The sequence below is a fragment of the Harryflintia acetispora genome (genome assembly GCA_004340125.1).
Lineage (GTDB): Bacteria > Bacillota > Clostridia > Oscillospirales > Ruminococcaceae > Harryflintia > Harryflintia acetispora.
In genome coordinates this window covers 316,123-339,948 of sequence record SLUK01000002.1, presented here as the reverse complement: position 1 = coordinate 339,948, position 23,826 = coordinate 316,123, and the positions used below count along the sequence as shown (strand labels likewise).

15 protein-coding genes are annotated in these 23,826 nt (G+C 61.9%); all 15 read left to right on the top strand.

The features are described from left to right. Nucleotides 1-159 precede the first annotated feature (159 nt). The 15 genes from EDD78_RS04195 (at nucleotide 160) to dprA (ending at nucleotide 23,708) form a co-directional block, all read left to right on the top strand. Nucleotides 160-2,460, top strand: coding sequence for a sugar phosphate nucleotidyltransferase (locus tag EDD78_RS04195; RefSeq protein WP_132084071.1), 2,301 nt, complete (start codon nucleotides 160-162; stop codon nucleotides 2,458-2,460). A gap of 262 nt (nucleotides 2,461-2,722) precedes the next feature. Continuing rightward, nucleotides 2,723-4,762 carry an RNase J family beta-CASP ribonuclease gene (locus EDD78_RS04190; RefSeq protein WP_079699244.1) on the top strand — a complete coding sequence of 680 codons (2,040 nt, stop codon included), beginning with the start codon at nucleotides 2,723-2,725 and terminating at the stop codon, nucleotides 4,760-4,762. A 185-nt stretch (nucleotides 4,763-4,947) separates the two neighbouring features. Continuing rightward, nucleotides 4,948-6,915 (top strand): DHH family phosphoesterase, encoded by a 1,968-nt coding sequence (locus tag EDD78_RS04185; RefSeq protein ID WP_165873102.1) that lies wholly within the window; start codon nucleotides 4,948-4,950, stop codon nucleotides 6,913-6,915. A gap of 28 nt (nucleotides 6,916-6,943) precedes the next feature. Beyond that, the gene (gene rplI / locus EDD78_RS04180) at nucleotides 6,944-7,390 is read left to right on the top strand and encodes a 50S ribosomal protein L9 (protein ID WP_079699246.1); all 447 of its coding nucleotides are present in this window, start codon (nucleotides 6,944-6,946) and stop codon (nucleotides 7,388-7,390) included. Nucleotides 7,391-7,420: 30 nt separating this feature from the next. Further along, nucleotides 7,421-8,779: a replicative DNA helicase gene (gene dnaB, locus EDD78_RS04175; protein ID WP_242942157.1), complete on the top strand. Its 1,359-nt coding sequence runs from the start codon at nucleotides 7,421-7,423 to the stop codon at nucleotides 8,777-8,779. Continuing rightward, nucleotides 8,769-10,232 (top strand): tRNA lysidine(34) synthetase TilS, encoded by a 1,464-nt coding sequence (gene tilS, locus EDD78_RS04170; protein ID WP_132084069.1) that lies wholly within the window; start codon nucleotides 8,769-8,771, stop codon nucleotides 10,230-10,232. The genes dnaB and tilS overlap by 11 nt, the downstream gene beginning before the upstream one ends. Next, the gene (gene hpt, locus EDD78_RS04165) at nucleotides 10,180-10,719 is read left to right on the top strand and encodes a hypoxanthine phosphoribosyltransferase (RefSeq protein ID WP_079699248.1); all 540 of its coding nucleotides are present in this window, start codon (nucleotides 10,180-10,182) and stop codon (nucleotides 10,717-10,719) included. The genes tilS and hpt overlap by 53 nt, the downstream gene beginning before the upstream one ends. 124 nt (nucleotides 10,720-10,843) lie before the next feature. Then, complete coding sequence (ftsH, locus tag EDD78_RS04160) at nucleotides 10,844-13,105, top strand: ATP-dependent zinc metalloprotease FtsH (RefSeq protein WP_434059179.1); 2,262 nt, start codon at nucleotides 10,844-10,846, stop codon at nucleotides 13,103-13,105. A 201-nt stretch (nucleotides 13,106-13,306) separates the two neighbouring features. Further along, entirely contained in the window at nucleotides 13,307-16,660 is a 3,354-nt protein-coding gene (locus EDD78_RS04155) for a PD-(D/E)XK nuclease family protein (RefSeq protein ID WP_132084068.1), read from the top strand. Next, entirely contained in the window at nucleotides 16,638-20,213 is a 3,576-nt protein-coding gene (addA, locus tag EDD78_RS04150) for a helicase-exonuclease AddAB subunit AddA (protein ID WP_132084067.1), read from the top strand. The genes EDD78_RS04155 and addA overlap by 23 nt, the downstream gene beginning before the upstream one ends. A 271-nt stretch (nucleotides 20,214-20,484) precedes the next feature. Beyond that, on the top strand, nucleotides 20,485-21,000 hold the full coding sequence (infC, locus tag EDD78_RS04145) for a translation initiation factor IF-3 (protein ID WP_079699251.1): 516 nt from the start codon (nucleotides 20,485-20,487) through the stop codon (nucleotides 20,998-21,000). A gap of 25 nt (nucleotides 21,001-21,025) precedes the next feature. After that, the gene (gene rpmI, locus EDD78_RS04140; RefSeq protein WP_079699252.1) at nucleotides 21,026-21,229 is read left to right on the top strand and encodes a 50S ribosomal protein L35; all 204 of its coding nucleotides are present in this window, start codon (nucleotides 21,026-21,028) and stop codon (nucleotides 21,227-21,229) included. A 36-nt stretch (nucleotides 21,230-21,265) separates the two neighbouring features. Continuing rightward, nucleotides 21,266-21,619 carry a 50S ribosomal protein L20 gene (gene rplT / locus EDD78_RS04135; RefSeq protein WP_079699253.1) on the top strand — a complete coding sequence of 118 codons (354 nt, stop codon included), beginning with the start codon at nucleotides 21,266-21,268 and terminating at the stop codon, nucleotides 21,617-21,619. Nucleotides 21,620-21,669: 50 nt separating this feature from the next. Beyond that, entirely contained in the window at nucleotides 21,670-22,491 is an 822-nt protein-coding gene (locus EDD78_RS04130) for a TrmH family RNA methyltransferase (protein ID WP_165873101.1), read from the top strand. Between the two features lie 26 nt (nucleotides 22,492-22,517). Further along, the gene (gene dprA / locus EDD78_RS04125) at nucleotides 22,518-23,708 is read left to right on the top strand and encodes a DNA-processing protein DprA (RefSeq protein WP_165873100.1); all 1,191 of its coding nucleotides are present in this window, start codon (nucleotides 22,518-22,520) and stop codon (nucleotides 23,706-23,708) included. Nucleotides 23,709-23,826 lie beyond the last annotated feature (118 nt).

The following is a 23,826-nucleotide window of genomic DNA, read 5'->3' as shown; positions in this document are numbered from 1 at the left end:
ATATTGTCTATTATATATCGAATGCCCTCTTTTAACAATAGTCTTGACGGCAAATCGGGAGAATCTGCATATTTCCCTTGGATTTGCCCACCAGCGCTTAAACCATTCTTTGGAGAGGCATACTAGCAATATCAACCAAAAGGATGGTAGGCAAATACTATGAAGGCAATCATCATGGCCGGCGGGGAGGGCAGCCGACTGCGCCCGCTGACCCTGGACACCCCCAAACCCCTGGTCCCCCTGTGCGGGCGGCCGGTGCTGGGATATATCCTCGCGCTGCTGCGCGCGCATGGGATCATGGACTGCGCCGTCACGGTGCGCTACCTGCAAAGCCGGATCGAAGAATACCTGCGCGAAAACATTCCTGAAGGCATGCAAGCGGTCCTCGTCAGCGAAGCGGTCCCGCTCGGGACGGCGGGCGGGGTCAAGAATGCCTGCGCCGATACGGACAAGGAGGTGCTGGTCCTCAGCGGGGATGCGCTCTGCGACGTCGATCTCGGCGCGGCGATCGACCGCCACCACGAGAGCGGTGCGGCTGTGACAATCGTTGGGAAAAGGGTGGAGGACCCGCGGGAATACGGGTTGGTGCTCAGCGATGAAAACGGCTTTGTCAAGGGGTTTGTCGAAAAACCACCCTATTCCCAGGCGGTCACCGACCTTGCCAATACCGGCATATACATCCTTGGGAAGCGGGCGTTGGATATGATCCCGAAGGGACAGCCCTACGATTTTGCCTGCGACCTGTTCGGTCAGCTCCTCTCGCAGGGAGAGCGGCTGGCTGTTTATGAAACGGATGGCTACTGGTGCGACATCGGGGACACCGACAGCTATATGCAGTGCCAATATGACATCCTGCAGGGGAGGGTGCGCCTGGAGGGGGGCATGAAGCCGGGCTCCATCCGCCCACAAGGGCGTTACGAAGCGGCGGGAGAAATCTATTTCGGCGCGGGCGCCGCCGTCGGGGAGGGCGCCGTCATCAGCGGCCCCTGCGTGGTTGGGGAGGGCGCCGTAATCGGTGCCGGGGCCGTGGTCGAGGGCGGCGTCCTGCTAAAGAACGCCAGGATCGGCGAACGCGCGAAGCTCGAGGGGGCGCTGCTCTGCCGGGGTGCCGCGATCAAAGCCGGGGGCCATGCCGCCCCGGGCAGCGTGGTCGGCCCGGACGGGGTGATCGGCCGGGATGCCCGGCTGCTGCCCGGGCGCCGGGTCTGGCCCGGCCGGCGGGTGGCCGACGGGGTCATCCAGGCGGGCGACCTCATCGGCCAGAGCGGGAAGGAAACCTTTTTCGACGACGAAGGGCTGACCGGGGAGATCGGGGTCGAGCTGACCCCCGAGCTGCTGGCGCGACTGGGCTGCGCCGTGGGCACCCTCGCGAAGCGCGGCGCCGTCGCCGTGGCCTGCTGCGAGGGGAAGGGGATGGCGGCGCTCAAGGGCGCGCTGGCTGCGGGGATCCTTTCCACCGGGTCGCGGGTGCTCGACTTCGGCTGCGTCTGGCGCTCCCTCTTTGACTTTTCGGCTTCCTTCACAGCCTGCCCGCTCGGGGTTTACCTCGCGCCGGGAACGGTGCAGGTGGTGGAGGACGGCGCGCTCGGCTGCTGCCGCTCGACCGAGCGTAAGCTCGAAACGCTCCTTTCGCGCGGGGAGTTCCTGCGCGCCCCGGCCGAGGGCTACGGCGAGGCGATGGAGATGCAGGGGATACAGGCCCTCTACTGCTGCGAACTGCTGCGCCATGCGCCGCTGGGGCTCCATGGGTTCTGCGCCCGGGTCAAGAGCGCCAACCGCCAACTCGAAACACTTTTGCGCGGCACGCTGGAAAGGCTCGGCTGCGACACCGGCAGCGGGCCGCTGCTGACGGTGGACCCGTCCGGACGGTCGCTGAAAATCGAGGACGGCGAAGCCGGGGAGCTCGGGGAAGAACATCTGCTCGCGCTGACGGCCCTCACCGAATTCCTCGACCAACATGATATTGCGGTTTCCTCCGATGCGCCGTATATCCTAGAGGAAATGGCCAAAGAATATCATTGTAAGGTTTACCGCTATTACGCCTGCCCGGTGGGACAGGCGGACGGGGAAGCCAGAACGCTGGCCGCTTCCCAGCCCTATTTGCGGGATGCGCTGATGATGGCGGTGCGGCTGCTTGGCTGCTGCAAGCGCAGCGGCCGCACGCTCATCGAGCTCGCCCGGCAGCTGCCCCCCTTCGAGACGGCGCGCTCGGAGTTGCAGACAGAATATTCCCCCGCGCGGCTGATGGGCAGCTTTTTGAAGGAATGCGGGGGAGAGGCCGCCGAGGGGATCCGGGTGGCGCATCCGTTGGGGATGGCGCTGGTACGCCCGAGCAAGCGGGGAGACCGCATCCGGGTCTTCGCCCAGAGTGTCAGCGCCGAAGCGAGCCGGGAGCTTTGCGAGGACATCCTCGAGCGCCTGCGCCGCCTGCAGGAGACACAAGGGTTGACAGAAAAATAAAACAGAGATACAATAATAAATTAGTAGTATTTTCCTGATTATACTATTCGGTTCAGAATATATAATAGAGCTCCATTTCCCGGTGCGGAAATAATACAGTCTGTAGACCATCATACGACTACAATCTTCCACAATCCTGCGGACTGACAGCATGAAACGGCAGAAAAGAAAACAGTGATTCACGCTTTGCGCTCACTCCATCCGGTATACGGACGGGGCGGGTCCGGTTATTGGCGTGAAAAAACATGGGAGGAATCATCGAGTGGCAGAAAATGAAAAGAATCAATCCGCGCGCGCCCCGGCGGCAAAGGGCGGGCAGGGCCGCGCTGCGCGCCCGGCCGAGAATACAAATGGTATAAAACAAAAGGCGCCCGCCGCGCAAAAGCGTCCCTCCGGCACTGCGCAAAAGCAGAACGGCAATAAATCCCAGCCCCAGGCCGGGAAGAAGAAGCCGCAGGAAGCGGCGCAGAAGACCGCGCAGGCTCAGAAAACTGAGCATACGCAGAAGGCTTCGCAAAAGAACCAACAGCCGAAGCAGTCCCGGGGACGCCAGAAGCAGCCCAGCCCGGTCGCCGCGCAGGAGCTTGCGCTCAAGCAGCGCCGCGCCCAGAAGCCGCAAAAGCAGCAGCAAAACCTGGTGCGCAAGACCCCGGTGAGAATCATTTCGCTGGGCGGGCTCAATGAAATCGGCAAGAACATGACGGTGATCGAGTGCGCCAACGACATGTTCCTCATCGATTGCGGGCTCGCCTTCCCGGACGACGACATGCTGGGCGTGGACATCGTCATTCCTGATTTTACTTACATCGAGCGCAACATCGACAAGCTGCGCGGGGTGGTGCTCACCCACGGGCATGAGGATCACATCGGCGCGCTGCCCTATTTCCTGGCGCAGTTCAAGGTGCCGGTCTACGGCACCCGCCTGACGCTGGGCCTGGTCGAGGGCAAGCTCAAGGAGCACAACCTGGTCGGCAAGGTACAGCTCAATGTGGTCAAGCCCCGGCAGACGGTCAAGATGGGCTGCATGTCGGTGGAGTTCATCCACGTCAACCATTCGATCCCCGACGCCTGCGCGCTGGCGGTGCACACCCCGGCGGGGGTGCTCATCCACACTGGGGACTTCAAGGTGGACTATACCCCGATCGAAAACGATATCATCGACCTGCCCCGCTTCGGCGAGCTCGGGAACAAGGGCGTCCTGTTGCTGCTGGGCGAGTCCACCAACGCCGAGCGCCCGGGCAGCACCAAGAGCGAGCGCAGCGTGGGGAATTCGTTCGACACCCTGTTCCAGCAGGCGGCCAACCACAGGATCATCATTGCGACCTTCGCCTCCAACGTGCACCGGGTCCAGCAGATCATGGACGCGGCGCAGAAGTACGGCAAGAAGGTGGCGGTCTCGGGGCGCAGCATGGTAAATGTTGTGACCAAGGCCATCGAGCTCGGATACCTCACCGTGCCGAAGGGGCTGCTCGTGGAGATCGAGAACATCCGCAGCTATGCGGACGGCCAGCTGGTCATCGTGACCACCGGCTCGCAGGGCGAGCCGATGAGCGCTCTGACCCGCATGGCGATGGGGGATCACCGGCAGGTGACCGTCACTCCGAACGACTTTATCATCATTTCGGCCAACCCCATCCCCGGTAATGAAAAGCTGGTGGGGCGGGTGGTCAACGAGCTGATGAAGCTCGGCGCCAAGGTGATCTATGAAAAAATGTACGAGGTGCACGTTTCGGGGCACGCCTGCCAGGACGAGCTGAGGCTGATCCACTCCCTGACCCGGCCGCGCTTTTTCATGCCGGTGCACGGCGAGTATAAGCACCTCTCCAAGCACGCCGACCTGGCGGTGGACATGGGGATGGACCGCAAGAACATCATCATTTCGGACATCGGAAAGATCGTGGAGACCGACGGGGTGGACTTCAAAATCGTCGGCACCGTGCCCGCGGGCGCGGTGATGGTGGACGGGCTGGGCGTCGGGGACGTTGGGAGCATCGTGCTGCGGGACCGCAAGCATCTGGCCCAGGACGGACTCATCGTGGTGGTGACCACCATCGACTCGGCCACCGGCACGGTGGTGGCCGGCCCGGACATCGTCTCGCGCGGGTTCGTCTATGTGCGGGAGGCCGAGGACCTGATGAACGAGGCCAACAAGGTGGTCAAGAAGACGCTGGAGAGCTGCACCTCGGGCGGGGTGCGCGAGTGGGGGAACATCAAGCAGATGGTGCGCGACGACCTGAGCCGCTTCCTCTTCAACAGAACCAAGCGCAGCCCGATGATCCTGCCGATCATCCAGGAGATATAAAAACAGGAAATGGCAAGCCCGCCGCCGGGCGTATCTCCCGGCGGCGGGCTTTTCTTTTCCGGGAAGAAAAACTGTAGAAATTGGGGCTGTTCTCGGGGGCGAAAATATGGTATACTCTACTATATGATTGTACATATGTGTTTTGTCTTATGCGCCGGATATACGGCTTGCAAAGGGGGGCAAAAATGAAAACCTATTCCAGACTGTTTCGGCCTCTGATTCTGATCCTTCTGGCGGCGCTGATCGTCTTCTTCGCCATGGGCGCCTTCGCCAGCCGGACGCTGCTCGTCACCGGGGGCGCGCTGCTCGTGGCCTGCGTGGTATTCACGATCGGCTATTCCATCTATATCAACTACCGGCTGCGCTCCTTTTCTCTGAATGTGAGCAGCATCCTTTCCACCGCCCAGTCCGAGGCGCTGATCAATTTTCCCATGCCGGTCATCGTCACGCTGGACAACGGCGAGATCCTTTGGTGCAACAAGCTCTGCCAGAAGACCATCTTCACCGATGCCGAGGTCTATGGCAGGAATATCTCCGAGGTCTTCGGCGGGATGAGCTTCCACGGAGAGACCCAGGCGGACATCCCGCTGACCTATAAGGACAAGAAATACAGCGGCTTCATCGCCCGCGCCGAGCACGGCGAGACGGCGGTCAACGTCCTCTATCTGGTGGACGACACCGACTTGAAGTTTTATAAGGAGCGCTACTTGCAAAAGCGCGCCACCATCATGCTGATCATGATCGACAACTATGAGGAAATTTTGCAGAACGCCCGCGAGCATGACCGCTCGCAGGTGCTCCCGGCGATCGAGTACGCGATCGAGGATTATATGAAGCAGTACCACGCGGTGCTCTGCCGGATCGAGCGGGATAAATTCCTCGCGGTGGTGGAGGAGAACTATATGCAGGAGATCATCTCCTCGCGCTTCTCCCTGCTCGACGAGGTGCGCAAGATCGAGATTGCCGACCGTGTGCCCGCCACCCTTTCGATCGGCGCCGGGCTGCATGCCGGCTCGCTCGAGGACGGGGAAAACATGGCCCAGCAGGCATTGGATATGTCCCTCGGGCGCGGGGGCGACCAGGCCGCCATCAAGACCCAGAACGGCTATGAGTTTTACGGCGGCGTCTCTAAGGGGATCGAGAAGCGCACCAAGGTCAAGACCCGGATTGTCGCCAACGCCCTGGCTGAGCTGATCCAGAGCAGCAGCGACGTGATCGTGATGGGCCACCGCTTCGCCGACCTGGACTGCGTCGGTTCGGCGGTCGGGATGTGCCGGGCCGTCCAGTTGCTGGGCAAGCAGGCGTGCGTGGCGATCAACCAGGAGCGCAACCTCGCAAAGCCGCTGGTCGCAAAACTTACGGCCGACGGGCTGGGCGAGCTGTTCCGCGACCCCGACGAGTTGCTCGAGAAGGTCACCAAGGAGACCCTGCTCATCGTGGTGGACGTGCACAGCAAGCATTTTCTCGAGTCGGGCGAGCTCTACCGCAAGTGCAAGTCGGTGGTGGTGATCGACCATCACCGCAAGATGGTGGACTACATCGACAACGCGGTGATCTTTTATCACGAGCCCTACGCCTCCTCGGCCTCCGAGATGGTGACCGAGCTGGTACAGTACTTCGATATGAACAAGAAGCTCGGGCGCAGCGAGGCGGAGGCGCTCCTGTCGGGGATCATGCTGGACACCAAGAACTTCGTGATGAAGGCGGGAGTGCGTACCTTTGAGGCGGCGGCCTACCTCAAACGCCTGGGCGCGGACACGGTGGAGGTGCGCAAGCTCTTCTCCTCCCCGATGGAGGACTATCAGCGCAAGGCGCGGCTGGTCTCCTCGGCGACCGTCTACCGTCGCTGCGCGATCGCCATGTCGGTCGGTTTCGTGGAGGACATCAAGCTGGTCGCCCCGCAGGCGGCGGACGAACTGCTGTCGATCAGCGACGTGGACGCCTCGTTCGTTATTTTTGAAAATGGCTCCACCGTGGAGATTTCCGCCCGCTCGATGGGGGCGCTCAACGTCCAGGTGGTGATGGAGGCCCTCGGCGGGGGCGGGCATCTCAACATGGCGGCCTGCCAGCTGCCGGAGGCGGACATCGAGGACGCCCACCAGAGGCTGCTCGCGGCGATCGACGATTATTTTGACAACCTCAATCAGAAATAAGTTCAAAACACGAGAAAGGATGACTCCAATGAAGGTAGTACTCAAAGCGGATGTGCACGGCTCGGGCAAGAAGGGCGACGTTGTAAACGTGGCGGACGGCTACGCCAGGAATTTCCTGATCAAGAAGGGCCTCGCGGTGGAAGCAAGCGCCCAGGCGCTCAACGATATTAAAAACGCCAAGCTCGCGCAGGAGCACCACCAGCAGGAGCTGCACGATGCGGCCGAGGCGACGGCCAAGAAGCTGAATGAAAAGACCGTCAAGCTCACCGCCAAGGCGGGCGCGGGCGGCAAGCTCTTCGGCTCGATCACCGCCAAGGAGATCGCCGCCGAGATCGAAAAGGTCTACGGCGAGAAGGTGGACAAGAAGAAAATTTCGCTGGAAAGCGAGATCAAGGGCTTCGGCACCTTTACCGCCGAAATCAAGCTCCATCCCGGGATCAGCGCGAAGGTCTATGTGGTGGTCAGCGAGGAATAATCAAAAAAACGGGCAGGACGGTGAAAGCAATTGGAAACAGCGGTATTCGATAGTGACCTGATCTCCTCCGAGCTTCCCTATTCGGCAGAGGCGGAGCAGTCGGTGCTGGGCGCCATGCTCATCGAACCGAGCTGCATCTCCACCGTGCTGCAATACATCACCTCGCCCGAATGCTTCTACCGCCCGCAGCACAGGGAGCTCTTCTCCATCATGCTGCAGATGTTCACGGTGGGGGAGAACATCGACTTCATCACGGTGCTGGAGAAGGCGCGCGCCCAGAGCGTGTTCGCCTCGGAGGAGGATGCCAAGGTCTATCTCACCCAGCTCGTGCAGATCGTGCCCTCCATCTCGAACGTGGAGAGCTACGCGGTGATTGTGCAGGAAAAATACTATGTGCGCAGCCTGATGTACGCCGCCAAGGACGTCATCGGGATGGCCCGCGACCCGCAGGTGGATGCCAAGACCCTGCTGGACAACGCCGAGCATAAGATTTTCAGCATCCGCCAGGGGCGCGAGGCCTCGGGATTGGTGCCGATCGAGGAGGTCATCCTGGCGACCTACGACCAGCTGCAGCGGTTGTCGGGGGATGAGAAGGACGAATATACCGGCACCCCCAGCGGCTATTCCCAGCTGGACGCGATCACCACCGGGCTCAACAAGTCCGACCTGATCCTGCTGGCGGCCCGCCCGGCGATGGGCAAGACCGCCTTTGCGCTGAACATCGCCACCAACGTGGCGGCGCGCGCCAAGAAGCCGGTGGCCATCTTCTCGCTGGAAATGAGCCGCGAGCAGCTGGTGATGCGCGTCCTCTCGAGCGAGGCGAGCATCCAGTCGCAGCTGCTGCGCACCGGCTCGCTCTCCTCCTCGGACTGGGAGCGGCTGGCCCTCTCGGCGCAGATGCTCTCCTCCTCGCCGATCTATATCGACGATACGCCGGGCATCACGGTGGCCGAGATGAAGGCCAAGCTGCGCCGGGTGCGGGACCTCGGGCTGGTGGTCATCGACTATTTGCAGCTGATGTCCTCGGGGCGGCGGATCGACAACCGCGTGCAGGAGGTCTCGGAGATCACCCGCTCGCTCAAGATCATGGCCAAGGAGCTCAATGTGCCGATCATCACCCTGTCCCAGCTCTCCCGCGGACCGGACTCCCGTTCGGATCACAGGCCCATGCTCTCCGACCTGCGCGAATCCGGGTCGATCGAGCAGGACGCGGACATCGTGATGTTCCTCTACCGCGACGCCTACTATGACCGGGACAGCACGGAGCAGAACGTGGCCGAGTGTATCGTGGCCAAGAACCGCCACGGCGAGACGGATACCGTCCAACTCGGCTGGGAGGGGCAGTTCACCCGATTCACGACCCTGGAGCGTTTTCGCAATGAACCATGACCTGACCCTTTGCCGCAAGGCATTTGAGACGATAGAATCCTATGATATGTTAAAACGGGGCGACAACGTGGTGCTCGGATTGTCGGGCGGCGCGGATTCTGTCGCCCTGCTCGATTTTCTCTGCTCCCTGCGCCAGGAGTGGGGGCTCGTGGTCCATGCCTGCCATATCAATCATGGAATCCGCGGGCAGGAAGCGGACCGGGACCAGGCCTTCTGTGAGGAATTGTGTCAAAAATATACTGTTAAGCTATATTGCTTTACAGAGGATATCCCCGCTCTGGCGGTCGCTTGCGGCCGCTCGCAGGAGGAAGTGGCGCGGGAGTGCCGTTACCGGCATTTTGAGGCGCTGGCCGATGAGCTCGGTGCGAAGGCCGCGACCGCGCACACCCTTTCGGACAGCGTGGAGACGGTGGTCCTGAACCTCGCGCGGGGGAGCGCGCTTGGGGGGCTCTGCGGGATTCCGCCGGTGCGGTGCGCGGTTGTGCGCCCCCTGATCGCGGTCACCCGCGAAGAGGTCGAGGATTACTGCGCGCGCCGGGGGCTGTCCTATGTGACCGACTCGACCAACGAAACCGACGACTACACCCGCAATTTTATCCGCCACCATCTGGTGCCCGGACTGCTAAGGGTCAATCCCGGGGCGCAGCGGGCCGTCGGCTCGATGAGCGAGGTGCTGCGCGAGCAGCGGGATTACCTCGAGAGACAGGCGGCGCTGGCGCTGCAAAGAGCGGAGCGGGGAGAGGGATACGACGTCGCCTCCCTTTCAAGCGAGCATATCGCGCTGCAAAGGCTGGCCGTCAGCGCGCTGCTGCGCGGGCAGGGCGTACAGGTGGACCGGGCGCTGGTGGAGCGGGTCCTCGCGGCGTTCGGGGTAGAGAGAGCGGTGCTGCAGCTGCGCCGCGGCCTGTATCTTTGCCTGGAGCGGGGGCTGCTTTTTTTCAGGGAGGGCCGGCCCGCTAAGGAAGAGGAATCCTTTTGCCAACCTTTTGAGGCAGAAAAAGTAATAGTATTTCAGGGGAAAACCTACCGCTTTTTATGTTACGATTATGAACAATTTAAAAATATTGAAAATAATGACAAAAGCCTCTTAAAAAACTGCATTGATTATGATAGAATAAAAGTCAATGCAGTTTTGAGGACGCGCAGGGCCGGGGACCGTTTTTCCCATCCCGGCCGGGGTTGGACCAAAACGCTCAAGAAGCTCTTTAACGAATACCATGTCCCGCCGCCCGAGCGCGGCCGGCGCCTGGTTTTGGCCGACGAAGAGGGCGTGCTGTGGGTCGAGGGCTTCGGGGCGGACCGCCGGGGGGCCGTAACCGGACTGACCGGCCGGGTTTTGCAGGTTGTGATCACCCCCTGCGAGGGCGCAGGAACGATAGAGAAAAAAGGCGGGGAATGCGATGAGGGAAGATATTTTAAAGGTACTGATCACCGAGCAGGAGTTGAAAAATAAGATTGCGCAGCTCGGTGCGCAGATTTCCAGGGACTACGCGGACAAAAACCTCCTGATGGTCAGCGTGCTCAAAGGCTCGGTCATTTTTATGGCTGACCTCATGCGGGCCATCACCATCCATGCGCGGGTCGATTTCATGGCCGTTTCGAGCTACGGCTCGGGGGTAAAAACCAGCGGCGTGGTTAAAATAGTCAAGGATTTGGACCTCCCGCTCGACGGGTATGACATCCTGATTGTCGAGGACATTCTCGACAGCGGCAAGACCCTCGATTACCTGATCGATATTCTCAACCAGCGCAATCCGAAGAGCATCAAGATTGCGACGCTGCTCGACAAGCCCGAGCGGCGCGAAGTGAATATCAAGCCGGATTATTCGGGCTTTGTGGTGCCGGACGAGTTCGTGGTCGGCTATGGGCTGGACTACGCCGAAAAGTACCGCAACCTACCCTTCGTGGGGGTGCTTAAGCCCGAAGTTTATAGTCATTGACAAAGCATTCGTCTCATTTTCAGAATTAGCAGGACAGGAGTGAACCCTATTGGCAAATAAGCGACCGAAGGGGATTAGCGTTTACCTCATCATGCTGGCATCCCTCATGCTGATTGCAATGTTCATGTTCTCGATGAACAACAGCAGCGTGAGTATCCAGTATCCGCAGGTGCTGCGCCTTTTCGACGAGCACCGCGTTTCGCGCTATTCCCTGGACTTCACCAACGGAGAGATGGAGCTGGCGGTGAAGATCAAGCCCTCTGAAATGCAATCCATGCTGGGCCAAAACGCCGCCGGCCTCACGGTCGGGAATTCCAATGAGCAGGCCCTTGCGGGCGGCCTGTTCGGAATGTTCGGCAGCGGCGGCACAAACAACCCGCAGCGCCCCGGCGGCAGCGCGCCGGACGCCGAACAGGAGATGACCCTGTCCTACCGTTTGCCGAGCATCACGCTCTTTTTGGAGCATGTCGACCCTGTCCAGTATGAAAAGGAATATAACGAGCTCAATCCGGACAACCCGCTGGTGTGGAACTGGACCCCGCCCAAGGGCGAATCCCTCTTCACCCTGCTGCTGCCGACCCTTCTCATCATCGGTGTGATGATGGTCTTCTACTGGCTGATGATGCGCCAGGCGGGCGGCGGCGGAAAGATGATGAGCTTCAGCAAGGCAAAGGTCAAGTCCCCGGACGACAGCCGCAAGGTCACCTTCGACGATGTGGCGGGCGCGGACGAGGAGAAGGCTGAGCTGGTTGAAATCGTGGAATTCCTCAAGAACCCGAGCAAGTTCAATATGCTCGGCGCGCGCATCCCGAAAGGCGTTCTGCTCATGGGCCCGCCCGGAACCGGTAAAACGCTGCTCGCCCGCGCGGTCGCGGGGGAGGCGGGGGTGCCCTTCTTCTCGATTTCCGGTTCCGACTTCGTCGAGATGTTCGTCGGCGTGGGCGCGTCCCGTGTGCGCGACCTGTTCGACAATGCCAAGAAAAACGCGCCGAGCATCGTCTTCATCGACGAGATCGATGCCGTCGGGCGGCACCGCGGCGCGGGTCTCGGCGGCGGACACGACGAGCGCGAGCAGACGCTAAACCAATTGCTCGTCGAGATGGACGGCTTCGGCGCCAACAGTGGGGTCATCATCATTGCCGCGACCAACCGCCGCGACATCCTCGACCCGGCGCTGCTGCGCCCCGGGCGGTTCGATCGGCAGATCGTGGTCGGCTATCCGGACGTCAAGGGCCGCGAGGAAATCCTCAGGGTGCACACCCGCGGCAAGCCCATCGGGCCGGATGTGGATTTACGCACCATCGCCAAGACCACCGTCGGCTTCACCGGCGCGGATCTGGAGAACCTGGTCAACGAGGCCGCTTTGATGGCGGCGCGTTCCAGCCGCAAGGCGATCACCATGGAGGACATCGAGATGGCGACCATCAAGGTGGTGGCCGGGCCCGAGAAGCGTTCCCATGTGGTCAGCGAGAAGGATAAGCGCCTGACCGCCTTCCATGAGGCGGGACACGCGGTGACCACCTATTATTGCGAAACCCAGAAGAAGGTGCACGAGGTTTCGATCATCCCGCGCGGGATGGCGGGCGGCTACACCATGTCGCTGCCTGAGGAGGACACCAGCTACAACACCAAGCATGAGATGGAGGAGGAGATCGTCACCCTCCTCGCCGGGCGGATGGCTGAAAAGCTGGTGCTCGACGACATCTCCACCGGCGCATCCAACGACATCGAGCGCGCCACCAAGATCGCCCGCGCGATGGTGACCCGCTACGGCTTCAGCGAGCGGCTCGGACCGATCGTTTACGGCCAGGACGAGGAAGAGGTCTTCCTGGGGATGGACATCAACCATACCCGCAACTACTCCGAGACGGTGGCCGCCGAGATCGACGAGGAAATCCGTGCCATCATCGACACCGCCTATGACAAGGCCGAGGAGATCCTCACCGAGCACCGCGACCAGCTCGACCGGGTGGCCAACTTCCTCTTCGAATATGAGAAGGTGGACGCCGAGGGCTTCGAGAAGCTGATGAAGGGCGATGAGAGCGTCTACGGCGAGTATGAGCAAAAGCTCAAGGAGCGCGAGGAACAGGAGCGCCGCCGCAAGAAGGAGCAGGAGGAACAGGCCCGCCAGCGTGAGCAGCGCCGCCGCGAGGAAGAGGAGCTGCGCCGCCAGCGCGAGAGCATGAATGGCGCGCCTGGCAACGCCTATGTGGAGTATCCTCCTAAGCCCGAGCCGCCGCGCGACCCGAAGAGCCCGCCTCCCGCGGATGAGATGTATCCCCCGGTACGCAAGGAGATGCCCAAGGAAAATCCCTCCCAGGACGAGAGCGTAAAACCCGAGCCGCCCGTGGACGAGAAGCGGGACGACGGGACAGACAATAAATAACAAGCTGGCGGCCACCGCAGTCATTGCGGTGGCCGCCTTTTACGGGACCGCCGCGAAGCCTTCAATACTTTGAAAAGTGCGTAGGATCAATTTCCAGCTTGAAAAAAGGCGCGCCCGGATAATGGGCGCGCCTTTCCATTTTGGTCGGATTGTGATAGAATAGCCAATGAAATGTAGAGAACCGGGAAAGGGGATGAGAGGATGCTGCACCTGCTGCTCGGCCGTTCGGGCACCGGCAAAACGAGCGAAATCTACCGCCGGATTGCGCAGAGCGTTGCAAAGGGAAAACCGGTCGTCCTGCTCGTCCCCGAGCAGTTCTCCTTCGAGAGCGAGCGCGCCCTGTGCGCTCTGCTGGGCGAGCGCGAGGCGCTGAGCGTCCAGGTGCTCAGCTTCACCCGGCTCTGCCACAAAATTTTCTACCGCTACGGCAAGGTCGCCGGGAACTACATCGACCGCCCGGCGAAGTACCTGCTGATGAGCCTCGCCGTCGCCCAGGTACAGGAGGAGCTGAGCGTCTACCGCACCCAGGCGGCGCGCACCTCCTTTGTGCCGGTGGCGCTGGATATGGTGGGGGAGTTTAAAAATGCCGGCGCCTCGCCCGACGACGTACTGCGCGCCGGGCGGGAAAGCGAAAACGAGCGGCTGGGGCGGAAGCTCTACGAGATCGGGCTGATCTACCAGGCCTATCAGGCGATCGTCGAGCGCAGCTTCTGCGACCCGGCGGACGATATTTCCCGGGCAATCGGGCTCTGCCGGGGCAGGGGGTTCTTTGTGGGGAGCGATGTTTATATCGACTCCTTCACCGCCTTCATGGCGCCTGAGTTTCAGATGATCGAGCAGATCATGGCCGAATGCGACGAGCTGACCGTCACCGCCTGCTGTGACACCCTCTACGATGAGACAGGCGGCAGCGGCCTCTTTTCCAGCGCCAACGAGACCCTGCGCCGGCTGATGGCGGCGGCCAGGCGGGCGGGCTGTCCTGTCGCCTCGCCCGAGTACCTGTCGCAGCAGCACAGGGCGCAGTCCGGGGCTTTACGCCATCTCGAGCGGGAATACCTGCGCGGCGGCGCGCGCTTTACGGGCGCGCAGCAGGAGGTGTGCGCAATCGCCTGTGGCGATATTTACGACGAGATCGAAACGGTGGCGCGCCAGATCGCCGACCTCACGCTCGAACGGGGATACCGCTACCGCGAGATCGCTCTGATCGCACGGGACCTGTCGTCCTACAGCGACATCATCCTGGACACCTTTGCACGCTACCGCATCCCGGTCTATCTCGACCGGCGCGAGGAGGTCGAGAGCTTCGAGCTGGTCAACCTGATCCTCTCGGCCCTGCTGGCCGTACGGGGCGGGCTGGACAGCACCGAACTGATTGCCTTGAGCAAGATCCCGCTGCTGGGCTTCCCGGAGGAGGACACCTTCGAGCTGGAAAACTACTGCTTCATCTGGGACGTGCGCGGGCGGCTGTGGCAGAACCCCTTCCAGAACAACCCCGACGGGATGGGGGAGACGATGAGCGAGGAGCAGGCGGCGCGCCTGGGGCGGATCGAAGCGGTCCGCCAGGGGCTGATGGGTCCGCTGCTGCAGCTGCGCGAGGCGCTGCGCGAGCCGACCGGGAAGGTCTTTGCACAGGCGGTCTACCAGTACCTGTGCGAAAGCGGCGCGCTTGGGCGGCTGGAGGAAAGCTGCGGTATTGCCAAGGAGGAGGAATACGTCCAGTACCAGTCCGAGCTCTACGGGCAGGTGATCGACATCCTCGACCGTTTTTACGAGCTGCTGGGCGATGAGAGGATCTCCAAGCCCCGCCTGATTGAGCTCTTCCGTCTGGCGGTTCAGTCCTGCGACGTGGGCAAGCTGCCCCAAACGCTCGACCAAGTGATCGTCGGCACGGCGGACCGCATCCGTCCGAGCGGGATACGCGCCACCTTCGTCATCGGAGCGGTGGAGGGGGAGTTCCCCATCCGCTTCCAGAGCTCGGGGCTTTTCAGCGACCGCGAGCGCGAGCAGATCAAGCGCAGCGGGGTCGGGATCAACACCGCCAAGAACGAGCTGAACGCCCTCGAGCGCTTTTACAGCTACTTTGCACTGACCACCCCCAGCGAGCGGCTGACCGTCAGCTATCCCACCCGCTCGGTCTCGGGCGAGGAGAAGCGCGAATCGGTGATGGTGCGCGCCATCACTGGGATGTTCGAGGGGAGCCTCCTCTCCTCTGCCGGCCTGGACCCCGTCCGGGGGCTGAGCGGGCGGGAGAACGCCTTCGCGCTGCTCTGCTCCCGGTACGGGCAGGACAGCGTCCTTGCAGCCAGCCTGCAGGAGTTTTTCTCCGGCGGGGAGGAGCTGCCCCGCCTGCGGCGGGCCGTCCGATCTGTAAAGGATAAAAACTTTACAATTGAGGAACGGGCGGTCGCCACCGGCCTGTTCGGCACCACCCAGGCGCTTTCGCCCTCCCGGCTCGAGCGCTACTATGGCTGCGCCTTCGCCTACTTCTGCGACGGGGGGCTGAAGCTGCACCGCCGGCGCAAGGTGGAGTTTTCCCCCTTGGAGTCGGGCTCCCTGATCCATTATGTGCTGGAATATATGGTGAAAAAGTATGCGGCCGGCGGGGAGGCGCTGCCGAAGGAAAAGGAGCTGCGCGCCGAAATCTGCGCCCTGATCGACGACTACCTCAGCGAACGGATCCAGGACACGGGCAGTGTGGATTCCCGTTTCCGCTATCTTTATACCCGGCTGGTCAACACCCTTTGCCGGCTGGTGCGCCGCCTGTGCGAGGAGTTTTCTCAAAGCCGCTTTCGCCCCTACGCCTTCGAGCTGCCGATCTCCGCGGATGCGGCGAACAAGCCGGTCGTGCTGCAGACCCCCGGGGGAAACACCGTTTTCGTGCAGGGGATCGTGGACCGGGTCGACCTGCTCCAAGATCAAAAGGGCAAGTACCTGCGGGTGGTGGATTACAAGTCGGGCGCCAAGACCTTTGCGCTCACCGACGTTTATTACGGGCTCAACATGCAGATGCTCATCTACCTCTTCGCCCTCTCGCAGAACGGCGAGCAGCCCCTGCGCGGAGCCTTCCCGGCGGGGGTGCTCTACATGCCCGCGCGGGAGGGGGTGCTCTCGGTCGAGCGGGGGACCCCGCCCGAGCAGATCGCCGCCGAGCGGGCCAAGGGATACAAGATGAACGGCCTGCTTATCGACAACATTTCGGTTCTCTGCGATATGGAGGAGGGCCTTTCCGGGCTGTTCATCCCCGCCAAGCTCAACCGCGACGGGTCGCTTGACAAGACCTCCAAGGTGGCGGGGCTCGAGGAGTTCGGGCGGCTTTGCCGGCATATCAACCGCCTTGTCTGCCAGATGGCGGACCGCCTGATCGAGGGCAAGGTGGGCGCGCTGCCCGCCAGCGGCCTGGGGTACGACCCCTGCCGGTACTGTGACTATAAGACGATCTGCCGCCGCGAGGCGCAGGGGGCGAAGCGCAACTTGCAGGAGATGAGCCGGCAGGAGCTCATGGAGGAGCTGAAAAGGGAGGAGGAGAGCGCCGTTGGCCAATGTACGCTGGACTGAGCAGCAGCTGCAGGCGATCACGGCCAGGGGCGGGAGCGTGCTGGTCTCGGCCGCCGCGGGCAGCGGGAAGACCGCCGTACTTTCCGAGCGGGTGATCCGCCTGATCGCGGACCGGGAAAACCCGACCCCTGCCGACCGGCTGCTGATCGTCACCTTTTCCAACGCCGCCGCCGCCGAGATGAAGGAGCGAATCGCCAAGAAGCTCGAGGAGCTCGTTGAGCAAAACCCTGCTGACAGCTATCTCACATCACAGCAGCTGGCGCTGCAGAACGCCACCATCGGCACCATCCACGCCTTCTGCCTGCAGCTGATCCGCACCAACTTCCAGCAGCTTTCGCTCTCGGCCAGCCTGCGCATTGCCGATGAGAGGGAGCTCCAGCTTCTGCGCCGTGAGGTGCTTTCCGGGCTCGTGGGGGAGTACTACGAGGAAAATGATCCGCTCTTTTTGCAGACGGTCGAGCTGCTCTCGGCCGCGCGCAGCGACGAGCAGCTCTTTAAAACCGTGCTGCGGCTCTACGATTTCACCCGTTCGCACCCGTTCTGCGAGCGGTGGCTGCAAAGCAAGCTGGCCCTTTACCGGGAGGAGCTGCCGATTGAGCGGACCGTCTGGGGCGAGGAGATTTTGCGCTACGCCGAAGGGGCGGTGCGCTTTCTCTGCCAGGAGCTGGACGGCGCGATCGATTTGATCAAAGAGGATGACAAGCTCTCGTGCGCCTATCTTGAAGCCTATCAAAGCGACCTGAGCTATGCCGGCCCGCTGCTCACAGCGCTGCAAAACCGGGATTGGGACGGCGCTTATTTGGCGCTGCGCGCCTTTACATTCATCAAACTGCGCCCGCTGCGCGGCTACGAGGACGAGGAGCGCAAGGCGCGCATCAAGGCCGTGCGCGATGCTGAGAAGGACCTCATCGAGCGGCTGCGAAAGCGCCTGCTCTGCGTCGACAGCGTGCAGGCGCGGGAGGATATCCGCGACCTGCGCCCGAAAATCGCCTTGTTGTTCGGGATGGTGGAGCAGTTTTCCCACCGCTTTGAGGAGCGCAAGCGGGAGCGGCAGATGGTGGATTTCAGCGACCTTGAGCAGTACGCCATCCGGCTGCTCTGCCGGCAGGACGAGGCGGGAGGAGTCACCCCGACCGAGCTCGCGAGGGAGCTGCAGGGGGAGTACGATTATATCCTGCTCGACGAGTATCAGGATACCAACGAGGCGCAGGAGATGATCTTCTCTGCCATCCAGAAAGGGGACAACCTCTTTATGGTGGGGGACGTCAAGCAGAGCATCTATGGCTTTCGCCAGGCGGACCCGAAAATTTTCATGCGCAAAAAGGATGGCTACGGCTACTACGACGGGGAGCACTATCCCGCCAAGATCATACTCGGGGCGAACTTCCGCTCCCGGAGTGAAATCTGCGAGGGGATCAATGACCTGTTTTTTGCGCTCATGAGCCGCCGGGTCGGGCAGATCGACTACGACGAGGACGAGCGGCTGGTCCCGCTGGGTGGCTTCCCGCAAAGCCCCCGGGCCGGTATTTCGCTGGAGCTGCTGGACATGAGCGAGAGCGAGGAGCAGGCCGCCGAGAGCGAGGCGCGCTACGTCGCCGCCCGGATCGCCGGGATGCTTCGGGACCGCGAGCAGGTCAGCGACCACGGCGCCATGCGCCCGGTTCGCCCGGGAGACATCGGGATCCTGCTGCGCTCGCCGAGGGGGAAGGCCGAGCTCTACCTGCGCGAGCTGGCGGCCCTCGGGATCCCCGCCTTCTGCGGCGCGCAGAGCACCTATCTGCAGACGCTGGAGGTCGGGACCGTCCTCTCGATCCTGCGCGCTACCAACAATCCTTTGAACGACATCCCCCTGGTCGCGGCGATGATGTCTCCGGTCTATGCCTTCAGTGCTGGCGAGGTGGCGAAAATCCGCCTCTACCAAAAGGGCAAGCCCTATTACCTCGCGCTGTTGGAGGGACAGCGCCAGGGGGATGAGAGATGCAAGGGCTTCCTCAACGATCTGCGCGATTTTCGCCGGATGGCCGCCGGGCACAGCACGGCGCGCCTGCTGCGCTATATCTACCAGCGCACCGCCCTGCCCGAGCTCGTCGGGGCGCTGGACAATCCCGAGGGGCGGCTTGCCAACCTCAATCTGCTGATCGGATATGCCAGGACCTATGAGAATGCGGGTTACCGCACCCTCTCGCAGTTCTTGCGCTTTTTGGAGGAGGTGGAGAGCGCGGGGGACGATCTCTCGCCCGCCAACCTCAGCGCGGGGAGGAGCGATGCGGTACAGATCATGAGCATCCACCGCTCCAAGGGGCTGGAATTCCCGGTGGTCTTCCTCTGCGACTGCGCCAAGCGTTTCAATAAGGAGGACCTGCGTCAAAACGTGCTGCTGCACAGCGAATTGGGCTTCGCCTGTGTGCGCCGGGACTATGAGACCATGAGCCAGTACACCACGGTCCCCCTCGAAGCGGTGAGGCTCGCGGTGGAGCGGGAGCTGGCGAGCGAGGAGATGCGCGTGCTCTACGTCGCGCTCACCCGCGCCAAGGAGCGCCTGATCCTCACCGGCGCTCTGGACCGCCTGCAAAGGAAGCTCGGCGGCCTCTACGTTTCGCCCAAGGAGGACGGGCGGCTGCCCGAGCATGCCGTCGCCGCCGGACAGAGTTACCTGGAATGGATTTTGATGGTCGTGCTCAGCCACCCGGACGGCGTGCCGCTGCGGGAGTACGCTTCGCTCCCCGCCGGCCGGCTGCTGCCCGCTAAAGGGCGCTTCTCCTGCCGGATCACCTCGGCCCCCGAGGCGGCGGCGCAGGAGGAAGCCACCTATCGGGAACCGGTGCTCACCGCCGAGCCGGACCGGCGGCTGGTGGAGCAAATTCGCAAAAACGTTGCGCGAAGCTACCGCTATCAGGGAGCCACCCTCGTTCCGACCAAGGTTGCGGTGACCGCCATCACCGAGGGGGCCGAAAAGGGGGAGGCGGGGAAGAGCTACCTGTTCTCGAAGCAGCCGCGCTTCATCACCCACGAGCGGCTCACCGCCGCCATGAAGGGCGACGCCTTCCACAAATACATGCTCTTTGCCGACCACGCGGCGGCGAGCGTCGATCCCGGGGCCGAGATCAAGAGGCTGGTGGACGAGGGCTTCCTCTCGTGCGACGAGGGCGCGGCGCTCGAGCGGCGGCAGGTGGCGGCGTTTTACCGCTCCCCGCTTTATGGGCGCATGGAGCGCGCGCAAAGGGTGGAGCGGGAATTCCGCTTCATGACCCAGCTCGGCGCCGAAAAGCTCGCCCCGCTGATCCCGCAGATCGGGGAGGAGCGGGTGACGGTGCAGGGCATCTGCGACCTGGTGCTCTTCGAGGAGGACGGCGCGCTGATCGTGGACTATAAGACCGACCGCGTCAGGGAGCCGCAGGCGCTGCTGGAGCGCTACCGGGGGCAGATTTTGCTCTACGCAGAAATTTTGGAAAAGATTTTGCGTCAGAGCGTGAAGGGGTGCATCCTCTACTCGACCGTACTCTCCCAGGAGATCGAGGTGCCGATGGCGGGATCACAGAAAAATGAGGCTTGACAAACCGTCCTGCGGCTGATATGATATTTAGGAACAATAAAGAAGAACGGGTTTCTGTTCTCACCTGTGCGTTTATTCTGCGCACACGGTCAATACTTGTTTTCGCTCCGAAGCTGCGGGGCGGAATATGGATTGCCGTAAAGCGTGAGCGAAATTTCGTTCACGCTTTATTTGATGTACGGCCCGTCTCGGGCCGCCTGGGCAGAGCAGGGAGGGAATCCCTCCCGCAACACAGTGGCTTTGGAGGTGTTTTACCATTAGCAAAAAAGAGATGCAGATCAATGAAGAGATCAGGGAAAAGGAAGTTAGGCTCCTGGGACCAGACAGCGAACCGATCGGTTTTATGTCCTCGAAGGAGGCGTTGGAGCTGGCCATTCAGAAGAACCTTGATCTGGTCATGATCGCGCCCGCGGCGACGCCGCCTGTCTGCCGGATCATGGATTACGGCAAGTACCGTTTTGAGCAGGCGAAGCGTGACAAAGAGGCAAAGAAGAAACAGAAGGTCATCGAGATCAAAGAGGTTCGGATGTCTCTGAATATCGACGTGCACGACTTCGACGTCAAGGTGAACCAGGCGAAGAAATTCATGCAGGGCGGCGACAGGGTCAAGGTATCGATCCGGTTCCGCGGCCGCGAGCTCGCCCACACCAACCTTGGCAACGGCGTCATGGAACGTTTCGCGCAGGCATGCAGCGAATTTGGTAATGTGGAAAAGCCGCCGAAGATGGAAGGCCGGAGCATGGTCATGTTCATGACCTCGAAGCCCCCGGCAAAACCCGTCAAGTAAACAATGAAATGGAGGATTATAGATCATGCCGAAACTGAAAACCCACACCGGAGCGAAAAAGCGCTTTAAGGTCACCAAAAACGGAAAGATCAAACGTGCCCACGCCTATAAGTCCCACCTTCTCAACGGCCACGGCAAGGACACCAAGCGCAAGAGAGGCCTGAGAAAAGCGGCCTATGCCGACAAGACCAACGTTGGCGCGATCAAGCTGCTGATCCCTTATAAGTAAACTTTAAAACAACCACGTTAACGGAGGTATAGATTTATGGCACGTGTAAAGGGCGCGTTGATGACCCGTAAAAGAAGAAAGAAAGTTTTAAAGCTCGCGAAGGGCTATTACGGCGGCAAGAGCAGACTGTTTAAGACCGCCAAGGAAGCCGTCATGAAGTCCGGCCAGTACGCTTACATCGGCCGCAGACAGAAGAAGCGCGACTTCCGCCGCCTGTGGATCACCCGCATTTCCGCCGGGTGCAAGATGAACGGCATGAACTATTCCACCTTCATGAACGGCCTCAAAAAGGCTGGGATCACTCTCAACCGCAAGATGCTCTCTGAGATCGCGATCCACGACGAGGCTGCCTTCACCGCCCTCGTTGAGAAGGCAAAGGCCGCTCTCTAATAGACAAAAACGCCCGTGTCTGATCTGGAGCACGGGCGCTTTTCCATATTTTGCCGATTCCGAAAATGACACGAAAGGGGAGGGCCGCCACGCTGCGCGAAATCACCTCGTCGTCCAACGAAATTTGCAAGCAGGTAAAAAAGCTGCTCTCCTCCCGCGGCTATCGCCGTGACAGCGGGCGCTTCGTCACCGAGGGGAAGCGGCTCTTTTCCGATGCGCTCGCGAGCGGGCTGCAGCCTTTGGAGCTGCTGCTCTCTTCCGGGCTTTCGCCCGATGAGCGGCTGGAGTACGCTTCCTGCTGCGAGCGGGCCTATCTGCTGCCGCAATCGCTGATGACCTCCCTTTCGGACACCCGCACTCCCCAGGGGGTGATGGCCGTCTTCCCGCTGCCGAAGCCCTCCGCCGCCCCTGTGCTGGAGGGGGACAAGCTGTTGATCCTCGTCTCGCTGCAGGATCCCGGCAACGTGGGCACCATCCTGCGCACCGCCGAGGCGTTCGGGATCGGGCGTGTCATCCTCTCGGCGGACTGCCCGGACCTGTATTCCCCCAAGCTCCTGCGCGCCACCATGGGCGGGGTTTTCCGGCTGCCGATCACGGTCACGCCGGATGTCCCCGGGGTGATCGGCGCGCTGCGCGCGCAGGGGGTGCGGGTCCTGGCCGCCGCGCTGCGGGAGGGCGCGTTGCCCCTGGATGAACTCGATCTGCGCGGACGGGTCTGCGCCATTGTGGGCAACGAGGGAAACGGGCTGCCGGATGAGATCATCGGGCTTTGCTCCGGCGCCGCCATCATCCCGATGAAGGGGGCCGCTGAGTCCCTCAACGCCGCCATGGCGGCGGGGATATTCCTCTGGGAAATGACAAAAAACGACTGACTTTTCTTTGACATCTGAGGTTGATCATGACAGAATACGAGCACGAGGTCTACTGGATCTGGCTGCAGAGCGTGCTGGGCTGCGGAAGCCACCGCACCAATATGCTGCTGCGGCGCTATAGCGGCGCCCGCGAAATCTATGAGCTGGATGAGGCAGAGCGCAGGGAGAGCCGCAACTTTACTCCCGATGAGATTGAAAAGCTGCGCGCCGCGCCCATCGGGAAGGCGCAGGCGGTTTATGAACGCTGCCATGCCCTCGGCTGCCGGGTGGTTACCCCCGAGGACGAGCTGTATCCCGAGCGGCTGCGCGATATCTACGCCATGCCCATCGTCCTCTACGTCAGGGGCGATATCGCGGGGCTCAGTAAACAGTTCGCCATCTCGATGGTGGGCACCCGGAATTGTACCGGCTATGGTCTCAGCGCGGCGAGGATGCTCGCCGGCCAGCTCGCGCGCTTCGGAGTGGTGGTCGTCAGCGGCATGGCCCTGGGGATCGACACCGCCTGCCACCAGAGCGCGATGGACCATAAGGGGAAGACCGTCGCAATCCTCGGCAGCGGGATCGACGTGCCCTACCCGCGGGACAATGAGAAGATGATGGTCCGCCTTTGCCGGGAACACGCGGTGCTCACCGAGTATCCGCCCGGGACCGCGCCTGTCGGCGCGCACTTCCCGGTGCGCAACCGGCTGATCGCGGGGCTGTCCCTCGGCACGGTGGTGGTCGAGGGGGACGAGCGCAGCGGCGCCATGATCACCGCCTCCCATGCGCTCGACCAGGGCAAGGACGTCTTCGCCGTGCCGGGAAGGATCGATGACAGACAATCCGCCGGCCCGCTGAAACTCATCAAACAGGGCGCGAAGCCGGTCACCTGCGCGGGGGACATCCTGTGCGAATACGAGCATCTCTATCCCGAACAGCTGCGCAGGCTCTATCAGATCGAGATGGAGAAGTACGAGGATAAAAAGCCCAAGGGGAAGGTGCAAGTGGAGGAAAACCCGGAGCCTGCCCGTCCGCGTCCCGAGCCGCCCGGGGAGCTCGACGAAACCCAGCGCATGGTCTATGAGCGGCTGGGGAGCGCGGCCCAAAGCGTACAGGAGCTCTCGGCGGCCACCGGCCTGTCGGTGCCAAAGCTCCTGCCCATACTCACCGAGATGGAGCTCATGGGCGCGATCGAGAACCGCTCGATGAACCGCTACGCCCTCCCAGAGGGGAAATGACCAAATTGTAAAAAAACGTAAATAATCCGTCCGCCTCTTGCATAAAGAGCGGCGGCGGCATACAATAAATACAAAATGCCCGGACGGGGGCGCTTTGGTCCCCGCATCCGTCAGCAAA